This is a genomic window from Polyangium jinanense (genome assembly GCF_028435265.1).
In the GTDB taxonomy this organism is placed as follows: Bacteria; Myxococcota_A; Polyangia; order Polyangiales; family Polyangiaceae; genus Polyangium; species Polyangium jinanense.
This window is the reverse complement of record NZ_JAGTJK010000011.1, coordinates 38,523-58,884: the sequence shown is the minus strand read 5'-3', so window position 1 is coordinate 58,884 and position 20,362 is coordinate 38,523. Positions and strand designations below refer to the sequence as shown.

17 protein-coding genes are annotated in these 20,362 nt (G+C 67.4%); 14 read left to right on the top strand and 3 right to left on the bottom strand.

The window, feature by feature from the left end:
- Window positions 1–13: 13 nt before the first annotated feature.
- The 10 genes from KEG38_RS21745 to KEG38_RS21700 all read left to right on the top strand — a co-directional run bounded on the left by KEG38_RS21745 (window position 14) and on the right by KEG38_RS21700 (window position 11,257).
- Entirely contained in the window at window positions 14–1,858 is a 1,845-nt protein-coding gene (locus KEG38_RS21745) for a type VI secretion system Vgr family protein (protein WP_272421590.1), read from the top strand.
- Between the two features lie 9 nt (window positions 1,859–1,867).
- Entirely contained in the window at window positions 1,868–3,154 is a 1,287-nt protein-coding gene (locus KEG38_RS21740) for a PAAR domain-containing protein (RefSeq protein ID WP_272421589.1), read from the top strand.
- 16 nt (window positions 3,155–3,170) lie between these two features.
- The gene (locus KEG38_RS21735) at window positions 3,171–4,085 is read left to right on the top strand and encodes a DUF4123 domain-containing protein (RefSeq protein WP_272421788.1); all 915 of its coding nucleotides are present in this window, start codon (window positions 3,171–3,173) and stop codon (window positions 4,083–4,085) included.
- A gap of 3 nt (window positions 4,086–4,088) precedes the next feature.
- Entirely contained in the window at window positions 4,089–5,414 is a 1,326-nt protein-coding gene (locus KEG38_RS21730; protein ID WP_272421588.1) for an alpha/beta hydrolase family protein, read from the top strand.
- Between the two features lie 30 nt (window positions 5,415–5,444).
- Entirely contained in the window at window positions 5,445–5,957 is a 513-nt protein-coding gene (locus KEG38_RS21725) for a hypothetical protein (protein ID WP_272421587.1), read from the top strand.
- A 20-nt stretch (window positions 5,958–5,977) separates the two neighbouring features.
- Entirely contained in the window at window positions 5,978–8,548 is a 2,571-nt protein-coding gene (gene tssI, locus KEG38_RS21720) for a type VI secretion system tip protein TssI/VgrG (RefSeq protein WP_272421586.1), read from the top strand.
- Window positions 8,549–8,554: 6 nt separating this feature from the next.
- Window positions 8,555–8,860 carry an immunity protein Tsi6 family protein gene (locus KEG38_RS21715; protein ID WP_272421585.1) on the top strand — a complete coding sequence of 102 codons (306 nt, stop codon included), beginning with the start codon at window positions 8,555–8,557 and terminating at the stop codon, window positions 8,858–8,860.
- Window positions 8,845–9,870 (top strand): TolB-like translocation protein, encoded by a 1,026-nt coding sequence (locus tag KEG38_RS21710; protein WP_272421584.1) that lies wholly within the window; start codon window positions 8,845–8,847, stop codon window positions 9,868–9,870. Before KEG38_RS21715 ends, KEG38_RS21710 begins: the two co-directional genes overlap by 16 nt.
- 40 nt (window positions 9,871–9,910) lie before the next feature.
- The gene (locus KEG38_RS21705) at window positions 9,911–10,510 is read left to right on the top strand and encodes a hypothetical protein (RefSeq protein WP_272421583.1); all 600 of its coding nucleotides are present in this window, start codon (window positions 9,911–9,913) and stop codon (window positions 10,508–10,510) included.
- Window positions 10,511–10,621: 111 nt separating this feature from the next.
- The gene (locus KEG38_RS21700; RefSeq protein WP_272421582.1) at window positions 10,622–11,257 is read left to right on the top strand and encodes a DUF4145 domain-containing protein; all 636 of its coding nucleotides are present in this window, start codon (window positions 10,622–10,624) and stop codon (window positions 11,255–11,257) included.
- Window positions 11,258–11,266: 9 nt separating this feature from the next.
- Here KEG38_RS21700 and KEG38_RS21695 read toward each other — a convergent pair whose 3' ends face one another.
- Window positions 11,267–12,970 (bottom strand): alpha/beta hydrolase domain-containing protein, encoded by a 1,704-nt coding sequence (locus KEG38_RS21695; RefSeq protein WP_272421580.1) that lies wholly within the window; start codon window positions 12,968–12,970, stop codon window positions 11,267–11,269.
- A gap of 285 nt (window positions 12,971–13,255) precedes the next feature.
- On the opposite strand from KEG38_RS21695, the gene KEG38_RS21690 reads away from it, so the two are divergent.
- Window positions 13,256–14,488 carry a hypothetical protein gene (locus tag KEG38_RS21690; RefSeq protein WP_272421579.1) on the top strand — a complete coding sequence of 411 codons (1,233 nt, stop codon included), beginning with the start codon at window positions 13,256–13,258 and terminating at the stop codon, window positions 14,486–14,488.
- Window positions 14,485–15,537 carry a hypothetical protein gene (locus tag KEG38_RS21685; protein WP_272421578.1) on the top strand — a complete coding sequence of 351 codons (1,053 nt, stop codon included), beginning with the start codon at window positions 14,485–14,487 and terminating at the stop codon, window positions 15,535–15,537. Before KEG38_RS21690 ends, KEG38_RS21685 begins: the two co-directional genes overlap by 4 nt.
- Before the next feature lie 24 nt (window positions 15,538–15,561).
- Here the strand turns inward: KEG38_RS21685 and KEG38_RS21680 are convergent, their stop codons facing one another.
- Window positions 15,562–17,049, bottom strand: coding sequence for an MDR family MFS transporter (locus KEG38_RS21680; protein ID WP_272421577.1), 1,488 nt, complete (start codon window positions 17,047–17,049; stop codon window positions 15,562–15,564).
- Between the two features lie 53 nt (window positions 17,050–17,102).
- A complete protein-coding gene (locus KEG38_RS21675; protein WP_272421576.1) occupies window positions 17,103–18,158 on the bottom strand; it encodes a nucleotidyltransferase domain-containing protein in 1,056 nt (351 codons plus the stop codon).
- A gap of 79 nt (window positions 18,159–18,237) precedes the next feature.
- Here KEG38_RS21675 and KEG38_RS21670 point away from each other — a divergent pair, with 79 nt between their 5' ends.
- Together KEG38_RS21670 and KEG38_RS21665 are read left to right on the top strand one after the other, a co-directional pair.
- Complete coding sequence (locus KEG38_RS21670) at window positions 18,238–18,480, top strand: amphi-Trp domain-containing protein (protein ID WP_272421575.1); 243 nt, start codon at window positions 18,238–18,240, stop codon at window positions 18,478–18,480.
- Window positions 18,477–20,348 (top strand): ribonuclease R family protein, encoded by a 1,872-nt coding sequence (locus KEG38_RS21665; protein ID WP_272421574.1) that lies wholly within the window; start codon window positions 18,477–18,479, stop codon window positions 20,346–20,348. The genes KEG38_RS21670 and KEG38_RS21665 overlap by 4 nt, the downstream gene beginning before the upstream one ends.
- Window positions 20,349–20,362: the final 14 nt, after the last annotated feature.

Sequence of the window (20,362 nt, the reverse complement as noted above, 5' to 3'; positions counted from 1 at the left end):
GTAGGCTGTGCCAATGGCGATCCTCGATCTCTCCTTCGAGTCCGGCGAGCAGAGCCTCTCCGTGCGGCACTTCTCGGTGCACGAAGGCATCTCGACGCTCTTCAGCGCCAGCATCGTCGCGCGCTCGCCGAAGGAAGACATCGACCTCGAATCGCTCGTCGGCAAGGCCGGAGGCTTGCTCGCGATTGGCAACTTGAACGTGCCACGCGGCTGGACCGGCGTCGTCAGCCACGCCGAGCAGATCGACGTCGAGCCGCCGACCGGCACCTCGCTCGGACTCTCCACCTACCTCATCCGGATCGTGCCCACGATGTGGCTGCTCACGCAGCGCAAGGGCAACCGGATCTTCCAGAAGATGTCGATCCCCGACATCGTCAAGAAGGTCCTCGGCGAGTACGGCATCACGCCCAAGGAGAAGCTCACCGAGCCGCACCCCGAGCACGAGTACCGCGTCCAATACGGCGAGACCGATTTCGCCTTCGTGAGCCGCCTGCTCGAGGAAGAAGGCATCTCGTACTGGTTCGGCCAGGCGATGAACGGCGACAAGATCGTCAGCGAGCTCCACCTCGCGGACGCGCCCACGCGCGGCGAGGCGCGCAAGCCCATCCGCCACGCGGAGAACCCGAACCAGCCCGGCAACAACGAGTGGATCTGCCGCGTCCACCTCGCGCACCAGGTTCGCCCCGGCGCCGCGGTGATCCGCGACTACGACTTCGAAAAACCCAAGTTCCTCCTCCGCGGCGAGGCCGAGAAGACCAAGAAGGAAGACTTCTTCGAGCAATACGTCTACGAGCACGGCGCCTTCACCGACGACAAGGAAGGCAAGCGCCGCGCGGACATCCTGCTCGAAGCCGAGCGCCGCACGAAGCGCGTCGTCTCGTACGAGGCGAACGCCTTCGATCTCGCGCCGGGCGTGATCTTCAGCATCGACAACCACCCGCGCGAGGATCTCGATCCGGGCAAGAAGCTCCTCGTCCTCGAGGCGATGCACGAAGGCACGCCCGACGGCGAGTGGACGCTCTCCGGCGAGGCCACGTTCATCGACGTCCTGCACAGGCCCGCGCAGCGCACGCCGCGCCCCAAGATCAACGGCATCCAGAGCGCGTTCGTCGTCGGCCCGAAGGGCGAGGAGATCTACACCGACGAGTACGGCCGCGTGCGCGTGCAGTTCCACTGGGATCGCGACGGCAAGTACGACGAGAACTCGACCTGCTGGATCCGCGTGAGCCAGGGCTGGGCCGGCGCCGCGTACGGCATGATGACGATCCCGCGCATCGGCCAGGAGGTCCTCGTCGGCTTCTGGGAAGGTAACCCCGACGAACCCGTCATCGTCGGCCGCCTCTACAACGGCAAGAACCGCGTCCCGTACAAGCTGCCCGACGAGAAGACGAAGAGCACCTGGAAGACGAACAGCTCGCCGACGACCGGCGGCTTCAACGAGATCATGTTCGAGGACAAGGCGGGCAAGGAGCTCTTCTTCGTCCAGGCGCAGCGTGATCTCTCGAAGCTCGTCAAGCGCAACGAGACCGAGCGCACCGGCGCGAACCGCACGATGGTCGTCGGGGCAAACCGTTCGAGCGTCGTCGGCGCCGTCGACACCACGCTCGTCGGTTCGAAGTACGCGCTCATCATGGCCAAACCCAAGGACCTCAAGGTCGAGGCCATGGGCAACCCCGACGTCGAGAAGCAAGAGACCATGATCGAGATGGTCGACGGCAAGATCACGCTGACCACGGGCAAGGCCACGATCACGCTCGACGGAGCCACGATCACGCTGAAGGCCGACGGTGACATCAAGCTCAACGCGGGTGGCGAGGTCGTCATCCACGGCGGCCCGTTCGTGAAGATCAACTGCTAGGAGACCGCCATGCCGCAAGCCGCACGCAAAGGCGATCTGACGGTGCACGGCGGCGTGCTCGCCGAGGGTTCGCCCGACGTCACCATCGGCGGGATGCCCGCCGCGCGCCTGACCGACAAACACGTCTGTCCGCTGCACGGCCCCGGGCCCGTCACGCAGACGTCGTTCACGGTCTTCATCAACAAGGTCGGCGCCGCGCGCGTGGGCGACGCGTGCACCTGCATGATGCCCTCCACCGCGGTCGGCGGAGGCGACGCGGCCAAACCCGAGCAGGCGAAGTGGACCTTCAAAGCGGACGGGTCCGCGACGAAGGAAAACAAGTACGCCACCGAGGGCGAGGGCACGGGCAAGACGCTCGGCGAAGCCTGGGACCAGGCGAAGAACAAGGCCGGCGACAAGGCGCTCGATCAGGTCGCGCACGGCCGCGATCCGAAGGATCAAGCGTGGAAGCCCAAGGTCGCGCTCGGCGCGAACAAGGAGCTCTGGAGCGCGACCACCGTGCCCAAGGGCGCCGACGGCAAACCCGTCGACAACTACGCGCAGTTCTTCTCCGGCTCGACGAAGGGTTCCATCGGGGCAACCGCCGAGATCGAGAACGTTCGCAACATGAAGGCGAACGCCGGCGGCAAGGCCGAGATCGAAGGTTCGCTCTTCGCGGCCGCGGGCAAGGCCGGCGACGCGAAGGGCTGGGGTGAAGTCTCGGGCGAGGCCAAGGTCCTCACCGCGAAGGCCGACGCGGCCGCGGGCGGGCAGTTCGAGGTCAAGAACGGCAAGGTCGAGTCCGCGTATGTCGAGGCGGGCGCGGGCGCGGGCGCGTCCGTCGTCGAGGGCAAAGCCTCGGGCAAGAAGACGTTCACGATCCCGCTCGTGAACCTCGACGTCAGCATCGGCGGCGAGGCCTCGGGCGCGCTGCTCACCGCGGAGGCGCGCGCGAGCGCGTACGCGGGCTACCGCGACGGCAAGCTCCAGATGGGGTTCGGCGCGAAGGTCGGCGCCTTGCTCGCGGGCCTCGGCTTCAAGCTCAACATCGAGATCGGCCCCGCCGAGGAGAAGAAGGAGCCCCCGAAGGCGCCCGGCGTCCCCGGCGTCGCGGGCATCGATCCGATCGCGATCGGCTGCATGACCGTGCTCATCGGCGGCACCCCGCCTCCGTACGTTCCCGGCGCGCCACCGCCCGATCAACCGCCGGGCGTCATCGTCGACGCGGTCGGCATCCGCAACAAGTCCCAGGCGCTGACGCTCAAGGCCGCGAAACGCGCGGCGGCGCCGTTCACGCCGATCAAGTGCGACTTCTGAGGGAGAACGAGGCTTGATGGACAACGGCATGAACGAGCACGAGTCCCCTCTCGTCACGACCGCGGCCTTCGCCGACGGCATCGAGCGCCTCACGCGATCGGGCCGCCTGTTCGCCGCGGTCGACGCTGCGGACGCGCCGTTCGTCGCGGAGAAGGCCACGCAAGCCGGCCCCCACGCCGCGGTCTGTCTCTACAAACCCAAGGACGCGAGCGAGTGGGCCGACGCCGCGCCGTACCTCTTCCAGGTCGATCCTTCGACCTGGACCTGGCTGCGCGAGGGCCTCACCGAGGATCCGAGCCTCTGCATCTTCGCGATCGCCGACACGAACCTCGAAGGCGTGCGTCGTCACTTCCGCCGCTACCTCCTGGTCCAGTCGCCGGCGGGCACGAAGATGAACTTCCGCTTCTACGATCCGCGCGTGCTCGTCACGTGGCTCGACTGCTGCACCGCGCAGGAGCTCGACGATTTTTACGGCCCCGTGAGCGAGTACGGCATCCCCACGGAAGACGGCCTCGGCGCGCTCTTCTGGAAACGCCTCGTCGAGGGCGCGCCGCGCAAGCGCGAGGACGTCCTCTACAAGCTGCGCCCGGCGCAGATGCGCGCCTTCTCCAAGGCCTCGGAGGAGCGCTTCACGGATCGCACGGTGAACTTCCTCCAGACGCAGTTTCCGGACGCGCGGGAGGAGCCGAGGCCTTCGCTCAAGTATTTCGTCGCCGAACAGATCGATCGTGCGCGCACGCTGCACGGCTTCACGACGGAGCTCGAGCTCGTGACGTACGTGATCACGGCCTGGGCGCTCGGCGGTGATTTCGATACGGCGATGCCGGCCGTGGCGGAGACGCTCGCGGCCAAGCACCTCTCGTCCGGTGACAAGGCCGCGTGGATCTCGGACTTCACGCGCAAGCTTCTTCGTACGCTCGAGGAGACCTGAGTCATGCCTGGTGGCGGTCTATTGCAGAGAGCTTTGGGCGCGGCCTCGAACGCGGCCAAGAAGACAGCCGGCGCCATCACGGGTGGCGCGCAGATGATTGGCGACGGGATCGTCAGCGGCGCGAAGGCCGTCGGCAATGCCGTCGTGACGGGCGCGAAGGCCGTCGGCAATGCCGCGGTCGCGGTCAAGGACACCGTCAAGGAAGGGGTCCGGGGCGCGACGCGGGCCGTGGCGGACGCCGGGTACAACGTGCTCGGCGCGGGCAAGGACGCGCTCGACTCCGGCGCGAAGGCCGTCAGCGACGCGTATGCGAAGGCCAAGGAGCATTTCACGGGCAAACCCCCGGCCCAGCCTTGTATTGCGTGCACCGGCAAGGACGTCGACCACGACGGCGCGATCTTCGGCTACGTGAACGGCAAATGCGTGCCGCTCACCCAGAAGGGCCAGGAGGTCACGCGGGCCGATATAGAAAACGCGAAGAAAAGCGGCTACAACCCATCGTCGGCGACCCATTCGGCCTACGACCCAGAACGGCCGGACGATCCTGCGCGAAACACCTCGCAGGCGACGAAGGATTGCTGCGCGAAATGCACCGAGGGCAAACCTCCGCGCACGATCTTCTACGTCAACGGCATCAATACGACGCGCACCACCCATTGCGAGACGCTGAAGCAGCTCGGCGACATGACGTGCGCCACCGTCGTCGGCGTTTACAATGCCACCGAAGGGTTTGCCAAGGACGCGCAGCAGACCTCGAAGGATCGGCGCCTCATTCGCGAGGCGGCGGCGGGCAAGAAGGACCTCACGACGGACGGACGAAACCCCGCGGTGAACACGCTGAGCGACCTCGTCGTGGCCGAGCGCGAGTCGGGGCGGCCCGTCGAGATCTTCGCCCATAGCCAGGGCGGCGCCGTCACGAGCCTCGCGCTCTACGACGCGAACAACACGCTCAAGGCGGGTTCGCCCTCGCCGAACGCGGGCCTCGACGAGAACGTCAAGGTCACGAGCTTCGGCTCCGCGGCGCCGCAATGGGTGAACGGGCCGAAGTACACGCATTACGTGCACGTGAACGACGCGACGCCGATGGTGTTCGGCCTCGGCGACAATCCGAGCAATCACGCGAAGTACGCGGGCGGCGGCAACGTCGTCACGTTCTCGGGCGAGCGCGGCCAGGCTGCCGATTTCGAGACGAACGGCAAGAACCTCGACAAGCACTGGCTGCCGGGGATGACCGAATACCACGGCATCGACGACGATCTTTATTTCAAGGCCTACCAGCAGCAGAACCGGAACACCGGCGACACCTGCGGCTGCGGCAAGAACAAATAAGGCGCCGAGGCGGAAGGCAAAGGGACGACGATGGCGACGAACAGCGCGATGCCGCCGGGGCGGGACAGGGCCGAGGCCCTCATGCAGTTCTACGCGCGCAAAGAAAACCGCTACGACGCGGCGTTCGATGCGAACGGGGACATCTCGTTCGGCGAGTTCGGCTTCCGGCACGAGCCCGAGAAGGACGCGCTCGTCGGGCGCGTCTTCGTGGCGAAGGCGTGGCGCGACGGCGCGCCGGAGGCGCAGATCGACGCCTTCATGAAGGTCGGCCGCGCGCTCAACGATCCGGCGATCGGCGGGCTCTTCGACCAGGGGGGAGGGTATTTCCACCTCGACCCGGACAAACGCATGTATTTCCTGAAGAAGGATTTCCCCCTCGCCACGACGACGCGGGAGATACTCGACGAGGGCATGGAGAAGCTCAGGGATCTCGCCGCCACGTGGACGACGCGCTGGTTCGCGCGCGTCGCGGACATCACGCACGGTCGCGCGCTCCCGCCCTTGCGCCCCGTGAAGCAAGACGATCCGGACGACACGATCTGACGTAACCGAAGAGGCCGATCATGGCGCTGCTGGAGCTTGCCTTCGAAAACAATGAAGACTCCCTCTCGGTGCGGCATTTCTCCGTCCGGGAGCCGATCTCTGGCTCGTTCGACGTGGGCGTGCTCGCGCGCTCGCGCCTGCCAGGGCTCGATCTCGAGGGGTTCGTCGGGAGACCTGCCGCATTCTTGATGATGGGCGGCCCGCTCTCGGGGCCGCGCGCGTGGTCCGGCGTCGCCAGCCACATTCAGATGGTGCAGGCCGAGCCGACGGGTCTTTCGACCTATTTCGTGCGGATCGTGCCGCAGATGTGGCTCCTCAGGCTCCGCAAGCGGAACCGCATCTTCCAGCACATGACGATCCCCGCGATCGTCAAGCAGATCCTCGACGAGTATTCGATCGTCCACCAGATGAAGACGGTCGACGAGCACCAGGAGCACGAATATCGCGTCCAGTACGAGGAGAGCGATTACGACTTCGTGAGCCGCCTGCTCGAAGAGGAGGGCATCTCCTATTTCTTCAAGCAGGTCGGCGGCGGCAACGCCGGCACGTACACGACCGAGCTGATCCTTTCGGACAAACCCGAGGCGGGCGAGGAGCGCCCCATCCTGCCCTTCGTGTACGCGCCGAACCAGGACGCGCGCAAGGAGTTCGTCCGCAACGTCAAGATCGCGCACCGCATTCGCCCCGGCGCGGCGAGCTTCCGCGATTACGACTTCGTGCGCCCCGATTTCCACCTCCTCGGCGACGCCGAGAAGGCCTCGAAGCCCGAGGATTTTTACGAGCTTTACCGGTACACGCCCGCCGGGCTCGTCAAGGATCGGCGCGAGCAGCCGCGCGTCCCTGCGGACCCCGAGGGCAAGCTTGTCGCCGACATCGACCTCGCGGCCGCGCGCCGCGGCAAGCGCGAGCTCCAGTTCGACGCGAACGCGTACGACCTCGCGCCGGGGCTGCTCTTCAAGATCGAGAATCACCCGCGCGGCGACGTCTCGGCGGGCCGCTTCCTCTGCACGGAGGTCTCGCTCGAAGGCACGCACGACGGCGAGTGGACGCTCTCCGGGTATGCCGCGTTCGTCGAGGAGAAGACGCGGTTCCGGCCGATGAAGGTCACGCCGAAGCCCGTCGTCGAGGGCGTCGAGAGCGCGATCGTCGTCGGCCCGAAGGGCGAGGAGATCCACACCGACGAGCACGGCCGCGTGCGCGTGCAATTCCACTGGGATCGCGACGGGCAATACGACGATCAATCGTCCTGCTGGATTCGCGTGAGCCAGGGCTGGGCCGGCGGCGCGTTCGGTATGATCGTCCTGCCGCGCGTGAGCCAGGAGGTCTTGATCGGCTTCCTCGAAGGGGATCCGGATCAACCCGTCCTTCTCGGCCGCGCCTACAACAAGGTCGCGCCCGTGCCTTTCAACCTCCCCGAGCAGCGGACGGTGAGCACGTGGAAATCGCAGTCCTCGCCGAAATCCGAGGGCTGGAACGAGATCACCTTCGACGATGCCGCGGGCAAGGAGGTGCTCTACATGCAGGCCCAGCGAAACCTCTCGAAGCTCGTCAAGGCGAACGAAAACGAGCGGACGGGCGCGAATCGCTCGATCTTCGTGGGCGCAAACAGGAGCTCCTTCATCGGCGCCGTCGACAACGTCATGGTCGGCCAGCGCAGCGTCGCCGCCATGGTCGAGTTCCGGGAGAAAGACCCGGACAAACCGAACGAGCCCACGATGGTGCTCAAGGAGACGATGATCGAGACGGTCCACCCGAAGATCTCGCTCACCACGGGCAAGGGCACGAGCATCCTCGACGACGCGAACATCAATTTGCTCGCCGATCGCAACGTCGTCCTGAAATCGGGCGGAGACGTCATCATCGAGGGCAAACACGTCTACGTCAATACGAAGAGCGTGCCCGGGGGAGCGCCCAAGGTCGAGGGCAGCGCGAGCGACGGCGCGCGAAGGCCCCAGGGTCGCACGCTCGGCGCGGTTCTGGAGACGTTTGGCCAGCCCAAGCCCAAGGCCGTGCGCCTGGCCATGCAGCGCCAGATCATCGGCTTCCGGCCCCCGACGCCGCAGATGTTCAAGATCGCCGCGGAGAAGGGCAGCAGCGTCGCGCAGATGGCCGCCCGGAAGAAGATCGCGCTCCACTTCTACAAGGACAACGGCCAGAAATTCGACCAGGCCCTCGGGAAGGTGCGCAATTACAACTACCCGCAGGAGATCAACGAGATCCTGAGTCACATGAGGGGCGTCGATTTCAAGGAGCCCCTCTCCGTGGGTCCGCCGCCGCCGGCGCCGAAGCGGCTCACGCAATGGCAGGTCCCGGGCGGGTTCAAGGGCAATTACTTCGCGAGCTCCATGGCCACGCCGCCCGATCTCGGCATTGGCTGGATGGGAACGAAGCAGGACGGCACGGTCGTCGAGAAGATCGCGAAGCCGTATGCCATTCCGCCGTCCACGCCCTACCTGAAGACCACGGCGGCGAAGATCCTCGACACGTGGAGCGTGAAGAACAAGCCGGTGATGACCCCGGGCGGCGCGACCCAGTATTACATCGGCAACAACTCGAACATCAACGAAATCGGCGTGAAGCCCGCCGCCTGATCCCGCATGAACCGTCCGCTCGACAACCGGAAGGATTTTTTCGACGTCCTCGCGCAGACGCAGATCGAGGCCGAGGCGCGCTTCCAAGGCGCCCCGCGCTCGGTCACCTACGAATCCATCGCCCGCCAGCTCGCCGCCATGCAATCGATGACGGCGAACGACCGCACGCCCACCGAGGACGAGCGCGAATCCATCACGATCGGCCTGCTCGCCGTCCGCGAGCTCGAGCCGGCGCCCGATCCGGACCTCGCTGATTTCATCGAACGCCTGCACGAGCTCAACGGATATTTCACGGCATGGCCACCCAACTAGCCGGACTCCGCTACCAGCACCGCACGCTCCAAGCGCCCGTGCCCAGCGACGCCGTCCTGCGGCTCTGCCGGCTCGCGCCCTCCGGCCATCGTATCGCCTTTGTCCGCGAAGACGGTCCCGAGGGACAAACCGGAATCTGGATCGGCGAGATCCACAATGCCCACTCGGTCCGGCTCCTCGTCCCCTTCAAGCCCGGCCGCGTCGAGGACCTCGCATTTTCCCCGGACGGCTCGCACATCGCGTATCGCGTCGCGCCGCTCCTCGGTCATGGCGCGCGCGGCACCGTCGGCTGGGCGAGTGCGGATGCGCCGGGCGAGATCCGGCGCGTGGAAGGGACGGGGTTTGGCTGGACAGCCGGTGGCAAAGCCATCCTTGTCGCGGATCCCTATCGCAAATCGCTGCTTCGGTATGGGCTCGACGAGGAAGAGCCGCGCGCGCTCGGCCCCTTCGAGGACGACGCCGATCCCTCGTTCCCTGCGCAGATCGTGGTCTCGCCCGACGGCGAGCACATCGTATACACGGCCGGGCGCGAGGGCGAGGAGATCTCCGAGGTCTGGCTCGTCAAGCGCGAGAAAAACGCGGTCGTGACCTCGATCTTCACCGAGATCCCGGGCGGAAACGTCCACATCCTGCCTTTCTGGTCACCCAAGGGCGCGACGCTCGGCCTCTTCTGCGTGCACGAAGACCAGGAGAAAACCGCGCTCATCGTCGTCCCGCGCCTCGAAGGCGAGGGCCACGTCCTTTACGAGAGCAGCTACCTCGACCCGGCGCGCACGCCCACGTTCACGCAGAGCGCCCGCTCTGTCGCCTTCTTCCGCACGGAAAAGCCCGGCGACGAGGAGCGCCCGGCGACGACCCGCTTCATCCTGCTCGACGTCAAGCGCGAGACCTTCGCCGCGCTCGCCGAGCCGGACGAGATCATCGGCACGCCCCGCCTGTTCGATGGCCGCACGATCGCCGTCGACGGCGAGGGCCTCGCGCACCTCTTCGTCTTCGACGATCCCTCGTGACGAAGGTGCTAGACTCGATTCCAGCAAGGAAGAGCTCGACATGGCGCTCGACGATCCGGATCTCCCGACCCAAGGCGTCTTCCCGAACGCGGAAGAGCTGAAGGATTGCATTACCGTCACGGTCCGGCAGCCTCGCTCGGATCTCGATTTCAGCATTCTCCTGCCCGACGGCTGGTATCAGCAGCCCGCGCCGGCGTCCAAGATCGACTTCTCCAAGGAGTCCGAGTTCGCCCCGCTCGCGCTCTTCAGCGCGGCGAAGGAGATGCTCCCGCCGATCCTCTTCACGGTCGGCGTCCGCCCCGCGCCGAAGAAGGGCAATGTGGCTGAATGGCTGGAGCGGCAATGTTATCTCCAGCAGCTCGCGCTCCAGCGCATGAAGCTGAACAAGTTCCCGTTCGGCTGGGCCGCGGACGCGGTCGCGGTGCAGGCGAGTGATTTCGGCAAGCTCAGACTGCGCATCACGATGTTCGAGGACGGCAATCGCCTGTTCGCGCTCATCGGAATGGCGCCGCTCGACATATGGGACGTGTGGGTCGTCCCGCTCGGCCTCTGCGTCAATACCTTCGAGCTGCTCGACCCCAAGGGGCAGAGCGCGCCGCTCGCGCCGAAGTACGAAGACGGAAAGCCGGAAGACGAGTAGCCCAGGGGGGCCCGCGCACGGGGGGCGCCGAGGTGCGTCGGGCACGGAATGGGCATTGCTCCCGGCGGGCCTCCGTGAAAGAGTGGGCATCCATCGTCGCGAGGAGTAGCCATGTCGACGCAGCGCAACCCGAGCTTTTATTGCCAGGCGTGTCGCATGCAGGTGCAGCTCGTGCACCACGGCGAGCACAAGTACCAGCAGCAGGACGGGACCTCGAAGGACTACGTCTTCGGCCACTGCGCCCGCTGCAACCGCGTTGGGCTCGTCGAATACGAGCACGAAACCGACGGCGCGGCCGCGGAGCCGCGGCAGCTCTGGCCTTCGGTGCTCCGGCCCATCGATTTCGAGCTCCCGCCGCGGGTGATGGAGTCGTACCAGGAGACGCTGCGGTGCGAGGCGGCCGGCGCGTGGATGGCCACGGCGGTCATGGCGCGGCGCACGCTGGAGGTCGTGGTGCGCGAGTTCGCGCCCGATCACGAGCGTTTCCTCGACGGCCTGCGGGCGCTCTACACGAAGGGCCTCATCAGCGAGGAGCTTTGCCGCTGGGGCGAGGAGCTCCGGTTCCTCGGCGACGTCGGCGTGCTGCCCACGGATCCGAAGGCCTCGCACCAGGACGCAAAAGAGGCGCTCGAATTCCTGGGCGCGCTCCTGGAGACGCTTTATCACCTGCGGGAGAAGTTCCGGCGCATGCAGGCGCGGCGCCAGCGAGGGCGGCTCGCAGCGGATGCGCCGGAGCGGCCCTCCTGAGGGTCCTCTTCAGAGCTCGATCTTCGACGCGTCGAGCTGATCGTTCACCAAATCCGTAGCCAGCGTCTTGCTCGGCGGCGGCGCCGTGCCCTTCTCGGCCCACTCCACGAGGGCGTCGAATGCGCGCTCCGCGTAGGGCTGCAGGATCGTGAACTTGTCCTGGGCGCCCTCCTCGGCCGGCGTACCGTCGAAATCGAAATCGAGCACCCCGTCCGAATGCAGATCCACGTGGCCGCCGCCGGCCACCACGTAGAGCCGGTACATGTCCGGATCGCCGTACGCGGTCACCGCGTCGCGATAGGCCTCCGCGTTCGCGATCACCCCGAGTAGCCCGTCCGCGTCGCCGTGGATGCTCACGAGCGGCGCCGAGAACTCGCCGGTATTCGCGTTTTTCAGGGCAAACGACACGCTCTCCGGCGTCCAGCCCGCGTCCTCGGCCGAGGTCAGGAACGCGTAGAACGGCGGCGGATCCATGTCGTTCGGCGGGAAGCAGCTATACGCCGCGCTCTCGGTGAGATCGTGGCCGAGCAGCTCCGCCTTGAAGTAATAGGCCGTGAAGTTGTAGTACCCGATCCCCTTGAATTGCGGGAGCGACGCCTTCAGCGAATCGAACGCCGTGTTGTACGCGCTCCAGATCGTCGCCGACGGCGCGCCGAAACCCGCGGCGATCATCGCATCCTGCGCCCCCGAGAACGGCGGCATCTCGGTGTACGCGGCCGGCGTCGAGAGCGTCGCGGGATCGTAGGCCCACTTCATCGCCAGCGCCGCGCGCTCGTTCGTGCTCACGAGGTGGTTTGCCGCGGCATACTCGGCCGGCGTCACCGTCCCGTCCTTGTCCTTGTCGAGCACCCGCGCGTCGGGCCAGTACGCGCCCGACCAATCGAGCCCGCCCGCGAAGATCCGCTTCCCGCCGGCCTTCTCGCGCTCGTGATCGAGCTCCAGCGCGCGCCGCACCTGGTATCCGCCGTTCGAGAGCCCCACCGCATACACATGCGTCGGCGCTTTGCACGTCACGATCTCGATCGACGTCGAGGCCCACGCCGCGAGATCCAGCATCATCGCGCCCCAGTGCTGCGTCGGGTGCGTCTTCGAGAGCAAGGTCGCGTTCCCATCGGCCCCGCCGTTCGTCATTCCCTTGTTCCCGGCCACGTACGCATACCCGCGCTTCAGCACCCAGGGAACGATCGTCCCATCGTTCGAGAATTCATTGCGCGTCCCGGGCGTCCCGGCCACCACGAGCTTGCCGTTCCAATCATTCGGCATCTTCAGCACGATCTCCTGCGTCCGCGTGACCCCGCCCTCGGTCACCGTAAGCGTGCCCGTGACCTCGATGCCGGCCACGTCGTCCTTTGGCGCGAGCTTCAGCGAATGCAGGACGCTCGCCTGCATCTTCTTGACCTTCGCTTGCTCCTCGGCCGGAAGATCGTCGAATTCGGGCGTCCCTGCCTTGAGGCTCCAGTACGTGATGTGCGCGAGTCCCCCGTCGCCGCTGCCATTGTAGAACCTGCGCAGCGTCTCCGTGAGCCCGCCGTCGAGCCCCTCGAAGTCCATCGTCGGCACGCACGTCTGCTCGGGGGGATTGCACGCATCGCCCACGCAGGGCGGGTTTTGCGCCGGATCGTCGCTGCACCCCGTGAGGGATACCGCCGTGAGGGCCACGGCCGCCTGGAATGTGTTTGCCCGTCGAACCAAGGATCGGAAGGTCTTCGTCATCGGCCGAATCTAGCAAGGACACCCCGGACCGTTCAATGTCGGCAAAGGCACGGCGCCACGTGCGCAGCCGTGTTGGCAGGATCCCGCGCCGAGCCGCGTCCGCGCCTTCGCAGACCCTGTCGAATTTCCGCCGGTCGTCGTCGATGTTCTGCACTTTCGGAATGGACAGGTCCTTCCTCCCTCCCCTGCCCTCTTGCGGGCACGCCGCGTGCTTCTCTCGTGATAGCTTGCTGGATGCCGCGATCTCTTTTTCGCGCGCCGGCGCCTTCGCCACGAGGTAACACCGTGCGATCACCTCCCCGACGCCTCATCCTCTCCGCGCTGCTCACCGCCCCGCTCCTCGCGTTCGCGGCGCCTGCCGCGGCGGACGACGCTCCGCCAGCGCTCCGCTGGGACCAGCCCGTGAGCTGTTATCATCTGAAGGAGGGGAAAACGCTCCGCGTCCAATGCACGCAGGACGCCAAAGGAGAGACGTGCCTCGCCGCTCCCGGCGAGATGGTCGGCATCGGCGATCCGCTCGACAAGGTCCAGCCCTGCTCGGCGCACAGCGACGACGAATATCGGCAGCTCGCGCGCCGCGCACGCATGGTCCCCGCGGTCGCCGAGGCCCCGCCGGGCTACGCGCGCGGCGAGAGTGGCCGGGCTTTTCAGGTCAAATTCGACCTCCTGAACCGTTTCTACATCGGCGTCGGCTGGGCTCCCACTCTGCAATCGAGCCGCGGCTTCGCCGTCCCCGCGGGCTTTCCGTTTGCCCGGGCGAACGCCGAGATGGGCATTCACCTCAGCATTCTCTCGCCGCGAAAGCGAGCCCGTCACGACCTCCGCATCCTCGAAGGCAGCGCGACCTTCGCCGACCTCGAGCTCCGCGGCACACTCCTCTCCTACGATTACCAGCACGAGCACAGGCGCCCGCTCTTCTGGATCAGCACCTTCTTCGGCGAGCCCGACGTCCACCCGATCCTGCCGCGCATGGGCTTCGGCTTCCGCGTCCTTTCCGTCCTCGATCGCCAGCCCTCGTTCCGGGACGCCCTCGACATGGAGTTCGGCGAGTTCCACGTCGCCTGGAACCCCTGGCAATCGGACGACATGTACAGCCACCTCCGCATCGAACTCGGCGGCGATTTCGGCGCGCACTGGCAGGATCGGAAGATCGTCTCCGGCAAATCGGGCAATTATTTCATCGGACCCACGGCCGCGATCGAATCGCGCATCAGCCTCGGCAAGGGCGGCCTGCATTATCTCTTCAGTGATCTCACCTTCCGCCGCCCCACCATCGTCTCGGGCGACCTCACGGGCGAGAGCGTCAATCGCCTCGCGGGATCGTTCGCGTACGAGGGCGTGCTCGTCGCGATCAACGACCAGCCGATCTCGGCCCGCCTCGCGGCCGAGGGCCGCACGCAAAACGACTTCGTGCGTGACGTGCGTGCGGTCGAGCTCCGCTTCTTCGCGGGCCTGCGCATGTCCTTCGGCGCCCCGCCGCGCGTCTTCGAGCCGATGCCCGCCTTCGAGGACCCGTGATCCGACGCTCCCTCACCGCCGCGATCGCCGCGATCGCCATCACCACCGCGCCCATGGCCGCGGCGTACGAGGGAGACTTTCGTCATTCGCCCAAGGGCCGCACCTTCCGCGTTCGTTTTGATCCCGAAAGCCGCATTCGCCTCGGCGCGGCCTCATCCGGTGCGCGCAACGAAAACGGCCGGATCACCCCTGCACTCGAGGTCCACGCGGGCATCTCCGTGCGCCGTCGTTATGCCTTCGGCGAGGGCCCCTCGCGGGTCGAATGGCAATTCGATCAACGCATTCTCTCGGGCTTCATCGCGCCCTTCGTCCGCCCATTCGGGGACATGCCCTCCTTCGACGCCACGCTCTACGGCGCCGCCGCGCACCGCCACGATCTCGCGCCACGCATCGTCCTGCCCTCCTCGCCGCCACTCAGCATCCCCTTCCCCTTCGATATCGGCTTCGATGGCGAGATCGGACGCGTCACCGTCCCGCGTGCCCTGCCCACGGGCGCCGCGGACGGCGCGGCGATCCCCTTCCTCCGCGTCTCCGTCGCCCGCGCCACCGCCTACCTCGATCCTTTGCGCTCCAACCATCCCGGCCGCAGCATCGAGATCGGCGTAGGCGTGCGGTACGACCTCGACGTCTACGGCCCGCAACGCGGCACCGGCCCCGAGGGCTCGATCGCGCGCCCTCGCCTCGTGCATCGTGTCGCCCCCGGGACGGCCGGCTCGCTCCGCTTCCGCTTCGAAACGCAGGACGGGCTCTTCTCGCTCGACACCCGCGCCGAGATCACCCCGCACTGGACCAGCGAGCGCACCTGGAAGCTCGGCGCGCTTGGCTACGGCCGCGTCGAGCGGACGATCCTCGCGATCAACGACGAGCCGATCTCCGCCTTCTTCGAAGGCAGCTATCGCCTCGTTCCCCCCGCGCTCGAGCTCGCCCCCCTGCACGACGTGCGCGCGAGCCTCGGCATCGCCTTCGGGCTCGATCTCACGCCGAACCCGCGCGTGACCAAGATCCAGCCACGCTCGCGGCGAGCCCCGACGACGGCGCCCGTCCCCTGAACGATCTATTTGGTGGTCAAACGATCAATGCGCAGGAGGCGCCGACGCGGGAGCCGGCTTCGACGTCATCGTCTCCAGCGGAACGTCCGGGAAAAACAGGGCCGCCACGAACGCGGTGAAACCGAGCCCCGCGATCATCCAGAAGACCGTCCCGAGGCCCGCATCGAGCAGGCCGGAGATCCGCTGCACGACGTCGGGACCGAGCGTGGACATCCCCTCCCGTGACAGCGCTTGGCTCGCCGCGTCCTTCGGGAGCGACGGGTCCTTCCCGAGCGCCGCGACGATCACGCCACCCATCACGCCGACCGCGACGGCGCCGCCGATCGTCCGGAAAAACATCGTGCTCGCGGTCGCGATGCCACGTTGCTCCCAGCGCACCGAGGTCTGCACCGCGATGACGAGCGCCGTGTTGGCGCAGCCCATCCCGAACCCGAACAGCCCGGTCACCACGCGCAGCGCGAGGGGCCCTTGCTCGGCGATGAAGGGAAGCGCGACCGCGGCCGCCCCCGTGCAGCCCATCCCCAGGCGAACGAGCGCGCGAAAGCCCACCCGCGGAAGGAGCCGCCCAGCGAGTGAGCTCGCGATCGGCCACGTGACGAGCATGGGCGTGATGGAGCTGCCCGCCTGGGTCGGCGTCCCGCCGCGCACGCCCTGGATGAACAGGGGCACGTACGTGAGGATCGCGATCATCGCACCGCCGATGACTGCGCCCATCGCGGACGAGAGCGCCATCACCCGGCGCGTGAAGAGCGAGAGCGGCAGGAGCGGCTCCTCGGCGCGACGCTCGACAGCAATGAAGGCCGCGAAGGAGAGCACCGTGGCGAGGACGAACCTCCACGCGCCGGAGCCGTGCACCCCGGAGCTCGCGAGGAGCAGCGCTGTCACGAAGCTCGCGAGCAGGGCCGCGCCGGCGAGATCGAGGCGGCGCTTCTTCCGCTCCACGCGCTCGTGCAAGGCCGTCACGAGAAGGCCCGCGGCGGCCACGCCGAAGGGCAGGTTCATGTAGAAAACCCAGCGCCAGGAGACGTTCTCGACGATCACGCCGCCGATGATCGGCCCGACGAGCCCGAAGAAGCCCCACGCCGCGCCGAAGAAACCTTGCAGCTTCGCGCGCTCCTCGATGCCGAAGATGTCCGCGATGATCGTGATCGGCATCGGCTGCATGGCCCCGGCGCCGAGCCCCTGGATCGCGCGGGACACGATGAGCGCTGGCATCGACTGCGCCGCGCCGCTCGCCGCCGAGCCCAGGAGGAAGATGGCGATCCCCGCGAGCAAGACGGGCTTTCGGCCGTGCAGATCCGCGAGCTTGCCGAAGATGGGGACCGTGATCGCCGACGTGATCAGGTAGGCGTTCGTGACCCACGAATAATACTGGATGCCGCCGAGATCCCCCGTGACGGTGGGCATCGCGGTGGCCACGACGGTGGCCTCGAGCGCGGCCATGGCGAGGCAGAGCACGAGGCCCGCGATCGTCAGGCCTCTGTGCGTGCGTCGTTCATCTGGAACCGACATGGGAAGGCCGTGTGGTTACTCCGCCGCCGGCACCTCTGCAACCACGGCTCCCTTCAGAACACGCCGAATTGCCGCACGAGGCCCGCGATCTCTTCGTCCTCCAGGAAGAAGACCTGATCGAGCCCATCCTGGAAGGTATAGGTCAAGTTCGTCGCTTCCTTCCAGAGCGCGTCTTGATTGAAGGCTTCGAACGGGAGATCGGAGAGGTGCCGGCGTTTGTCCTCGTCCGAGAGGATGGCCATGAAGGCATCGTACGAGCCCATCACCTTCTGCGCGGTCTCGACGGAGATCGTAGGCCGGAGCAGGACCTCGCACATCTGCTCGAACGGCGAGAGGCGGAGCCGCTCGCGGAGGTAGCGGACGACACGCGCTGGATCGATGCCGCCCTCACCACGCCGGAATTCGCCTTTGCCAAAAAGCTCGAGCGCGAAGCACGCGAGCATCCCGCTCGCAAAGAGCAACTTGCGGCTCATGCGCAGCTTGATGTTGCGCAGCGCCCAGCCGCCCTTGAAGCCCTGCTTGTTCACGAAGTCGACGGTGATGGTGCGCCAGTACCGGATGATGTCGTTCAAGAGGACGCGCGGCACGAGCTTCGAACGCTTGGAGAACAAGAGACCACGATCATCGGAGACGTAGCGGTGCAGCACGAGGTCGACGACCCGATCGAGCGCCTCCCTCTGGCCGATCGCGATCGACTCCAGCAGGAGCAGGATGCGCTGCGTGGTGTTGCGGTTCGTGTCGTCGTGGCCCCCGATGAGGTGCAGCAAGGGGTGGCTGAAGGACACGTTGTCGAAGACGCCGAACGGGCTCGGCGGTTGGAACTTCGCCGCGTCCAGGATACGCGTGATCGCGACGGCCTCGTCGAAGTGGACCCGGTCCGCGCGCCCGTCGACGAGCAGCGTCCAGTCGATGTCGCTGCCGGGCGTGTACTCGCCGCGGGCAAACGAGCCGAAGACGACGATGCTCGCGTCCTCCGGATCGTGCCCGCGGAGGAGCTCGCGGAGCCTTTCGAGCGTCCGCGCGGAGAGGTCACGCGCGGCGAGCACGTGCGGAAAGGCGCGGTTCGCCTTCGCTTCGAGCCGCTGGATCACCTCGGATTTCGCTTCCATTCCGGTTTTCCTGAGGGGGCCGGACACTAGCACATGCCTCCGATGGACATCGCGACGATGAGCCGATTATCCTCCGCCCATGGCCAGAGACGTCACGCGCATCCGTACGAGGGACGAGTTCGTCGCGCTGCTCCGCCGCGTCGCCGATGCCGTCGAGCGAGGCGAGCCGTTCCGCGTTCAGGTCGGCGGCGTGCGGGTCACGGTCCCGTACGACGCCGAGCTCTCGATCGAGCACGAGGCCGAGGGCGACGCCGAGGAGATCGAGATGCAGCTCCGGTGGCGCCGCGGGCAAGCCGAGAGCGACGGTCCTGACGGCACATGAGCGACGGCACGACACGCGGGCGCATTTCCGTTCATCCACGAGGGTTCGGCTTCCTCGTCGTCGAAGCGCCGACGCCCATCTCCGCGTTCATCGCCCCCCCGGATCTGAACCCCTTCCTCGACGGCGACGTCGTAACCGCGCGGCTCACGTCCGAAGGCAACGGCCGCTTCGTCGCCACCGAGCTCGCGCTCGTCAGCCGCGCCCGCGCCGAGGTCTTCGGCAGCGTCGTCCTCCGCGGCGGCAAACGCTACCTGCGGATCGATCGCTCCGTGGCGAACACGGACTGGCCGCTCGACACGACGAACGAGCTCGCCGAGGGCACGCACGTCGTGGCCGAGGTCTCGGGCGATCGCCTCGTCGTCGCGCGTGTCGTCCCCGAAGGCGCCGATCTCGGCGTCGAGCGTTGCATCGCGCGGCACGGCCTGCGCGCGGTCTTCGCCGAGACCCTCGATCGTACTGCCGAGGAAGCGGCCACGCGGCCAATCCCCATGGAGCGGCGGCGCGATCTCCGGAGCGTCCCGACCGTGACCATCGACGCGGCCTCCACGCGCGACATCGACGACGCGCTCTCGGCGTACCCGGCCGACGCGAGCGGCGCGCTCCGCGTGCTCGTCTCCATCGCCGATGTCGACGTCTTCGTCCCCGAGCGCTCGATCCTCGATCGCGAGGCGCGCCTGCGCGGCACGAGCGTCTACCTCGCGGGCCGCGTGCTCCCGATGCTCCCCGAGGCCATCTCGTCGCGCGCGGCGAGCCTCGTCGAGGGCGAGGACCGGCCTGCGCTCACGGCCGAGCTCCGCATCGATCCCGAGGGTCGCATCACCTCGGTCGACGTCTACGAGAGCCTCGTCCGCTCGCGCGCGCGCCTCACGTACGACGCTGTCGACACGTTCCTGTCCGAAAGCCACGCCGAAGGCGTCCCGCCCGCCGTCGAGAGCACGCTCCGCTGGCTCCGCACCGCGGTCGCGCGCCTCAGCGCCGTTCGCGCCGCGCGGGGTGGGGTGAACCTCGCGCGCGAGGAGGCGAAGATCGAGCTCGACGCCGGCACGGGCGAGCCGATCGCGATCGAAGCGCGCCGTGAGACCCCTGCGCACAGGCTCGTCGAGCGGCTCATGGTCGCGGCGAACGAGGCCGTCGCGGAATGGCTCGTCGCACGTGGCCTCCCCGGCATCTACCGCGTCCACGACGAGCCCTCGCCCGAGCGCGTCCGCACGCTCGCGCAGCTCGCGCACAACTTCGGCATCGAGGCCGGCTTCGGCCCACGCCTCTCGGCCCGCTCGCTCGCCGCGTTCGAGACGCAGATCGCCGGCGCGCGCTTCGAGCCTGCGATCCGCACCGTGCTCGGCCAGACCCTCGGCCCGGCGCGTTACACGCCCGATCCCGGCCCGCATTTTGGCCTCGGCGCGCCGCTCTACCTGCATTTCACCTCGCCGATCCGCAGGTACGCCGACCTCGTCGTGCACCGCATCCTCAAGCGGTACCTCGAAGGCCACCGCGATTACGAGGACATCCGCGCCGGGCTCGCCGTCCTCGCGGCCGATTGTGATCGCTCCTCGCAGAACGCGGGCAAAGCCGAGGCCGAGCGTCACCGCATGCTCGTCGCGCGCCTTTATGCCAGCCGCCTCGGCGAGCAGGTCTCGGGCAACATCATCGCGATCAAGCCGTTTGGCCTTCTCGTACAAATCGCCGGCACGGGCGCGATGGGCTCCATTGCCATGGAAGCACTCCCCGGCGGCCCCTTCCGCACCGATCTCGCCGCGCAGGCCCTCATCGGCCACGGCCAGCGGTTTGCCGTGGGCGACCGCATCCAGGCGACCGTCGCGGCCGTCCACGAGGAGCTCGGCCGGATCGACCTCGTCCCCGTGGGCTGACCGCAGTCCCCCGG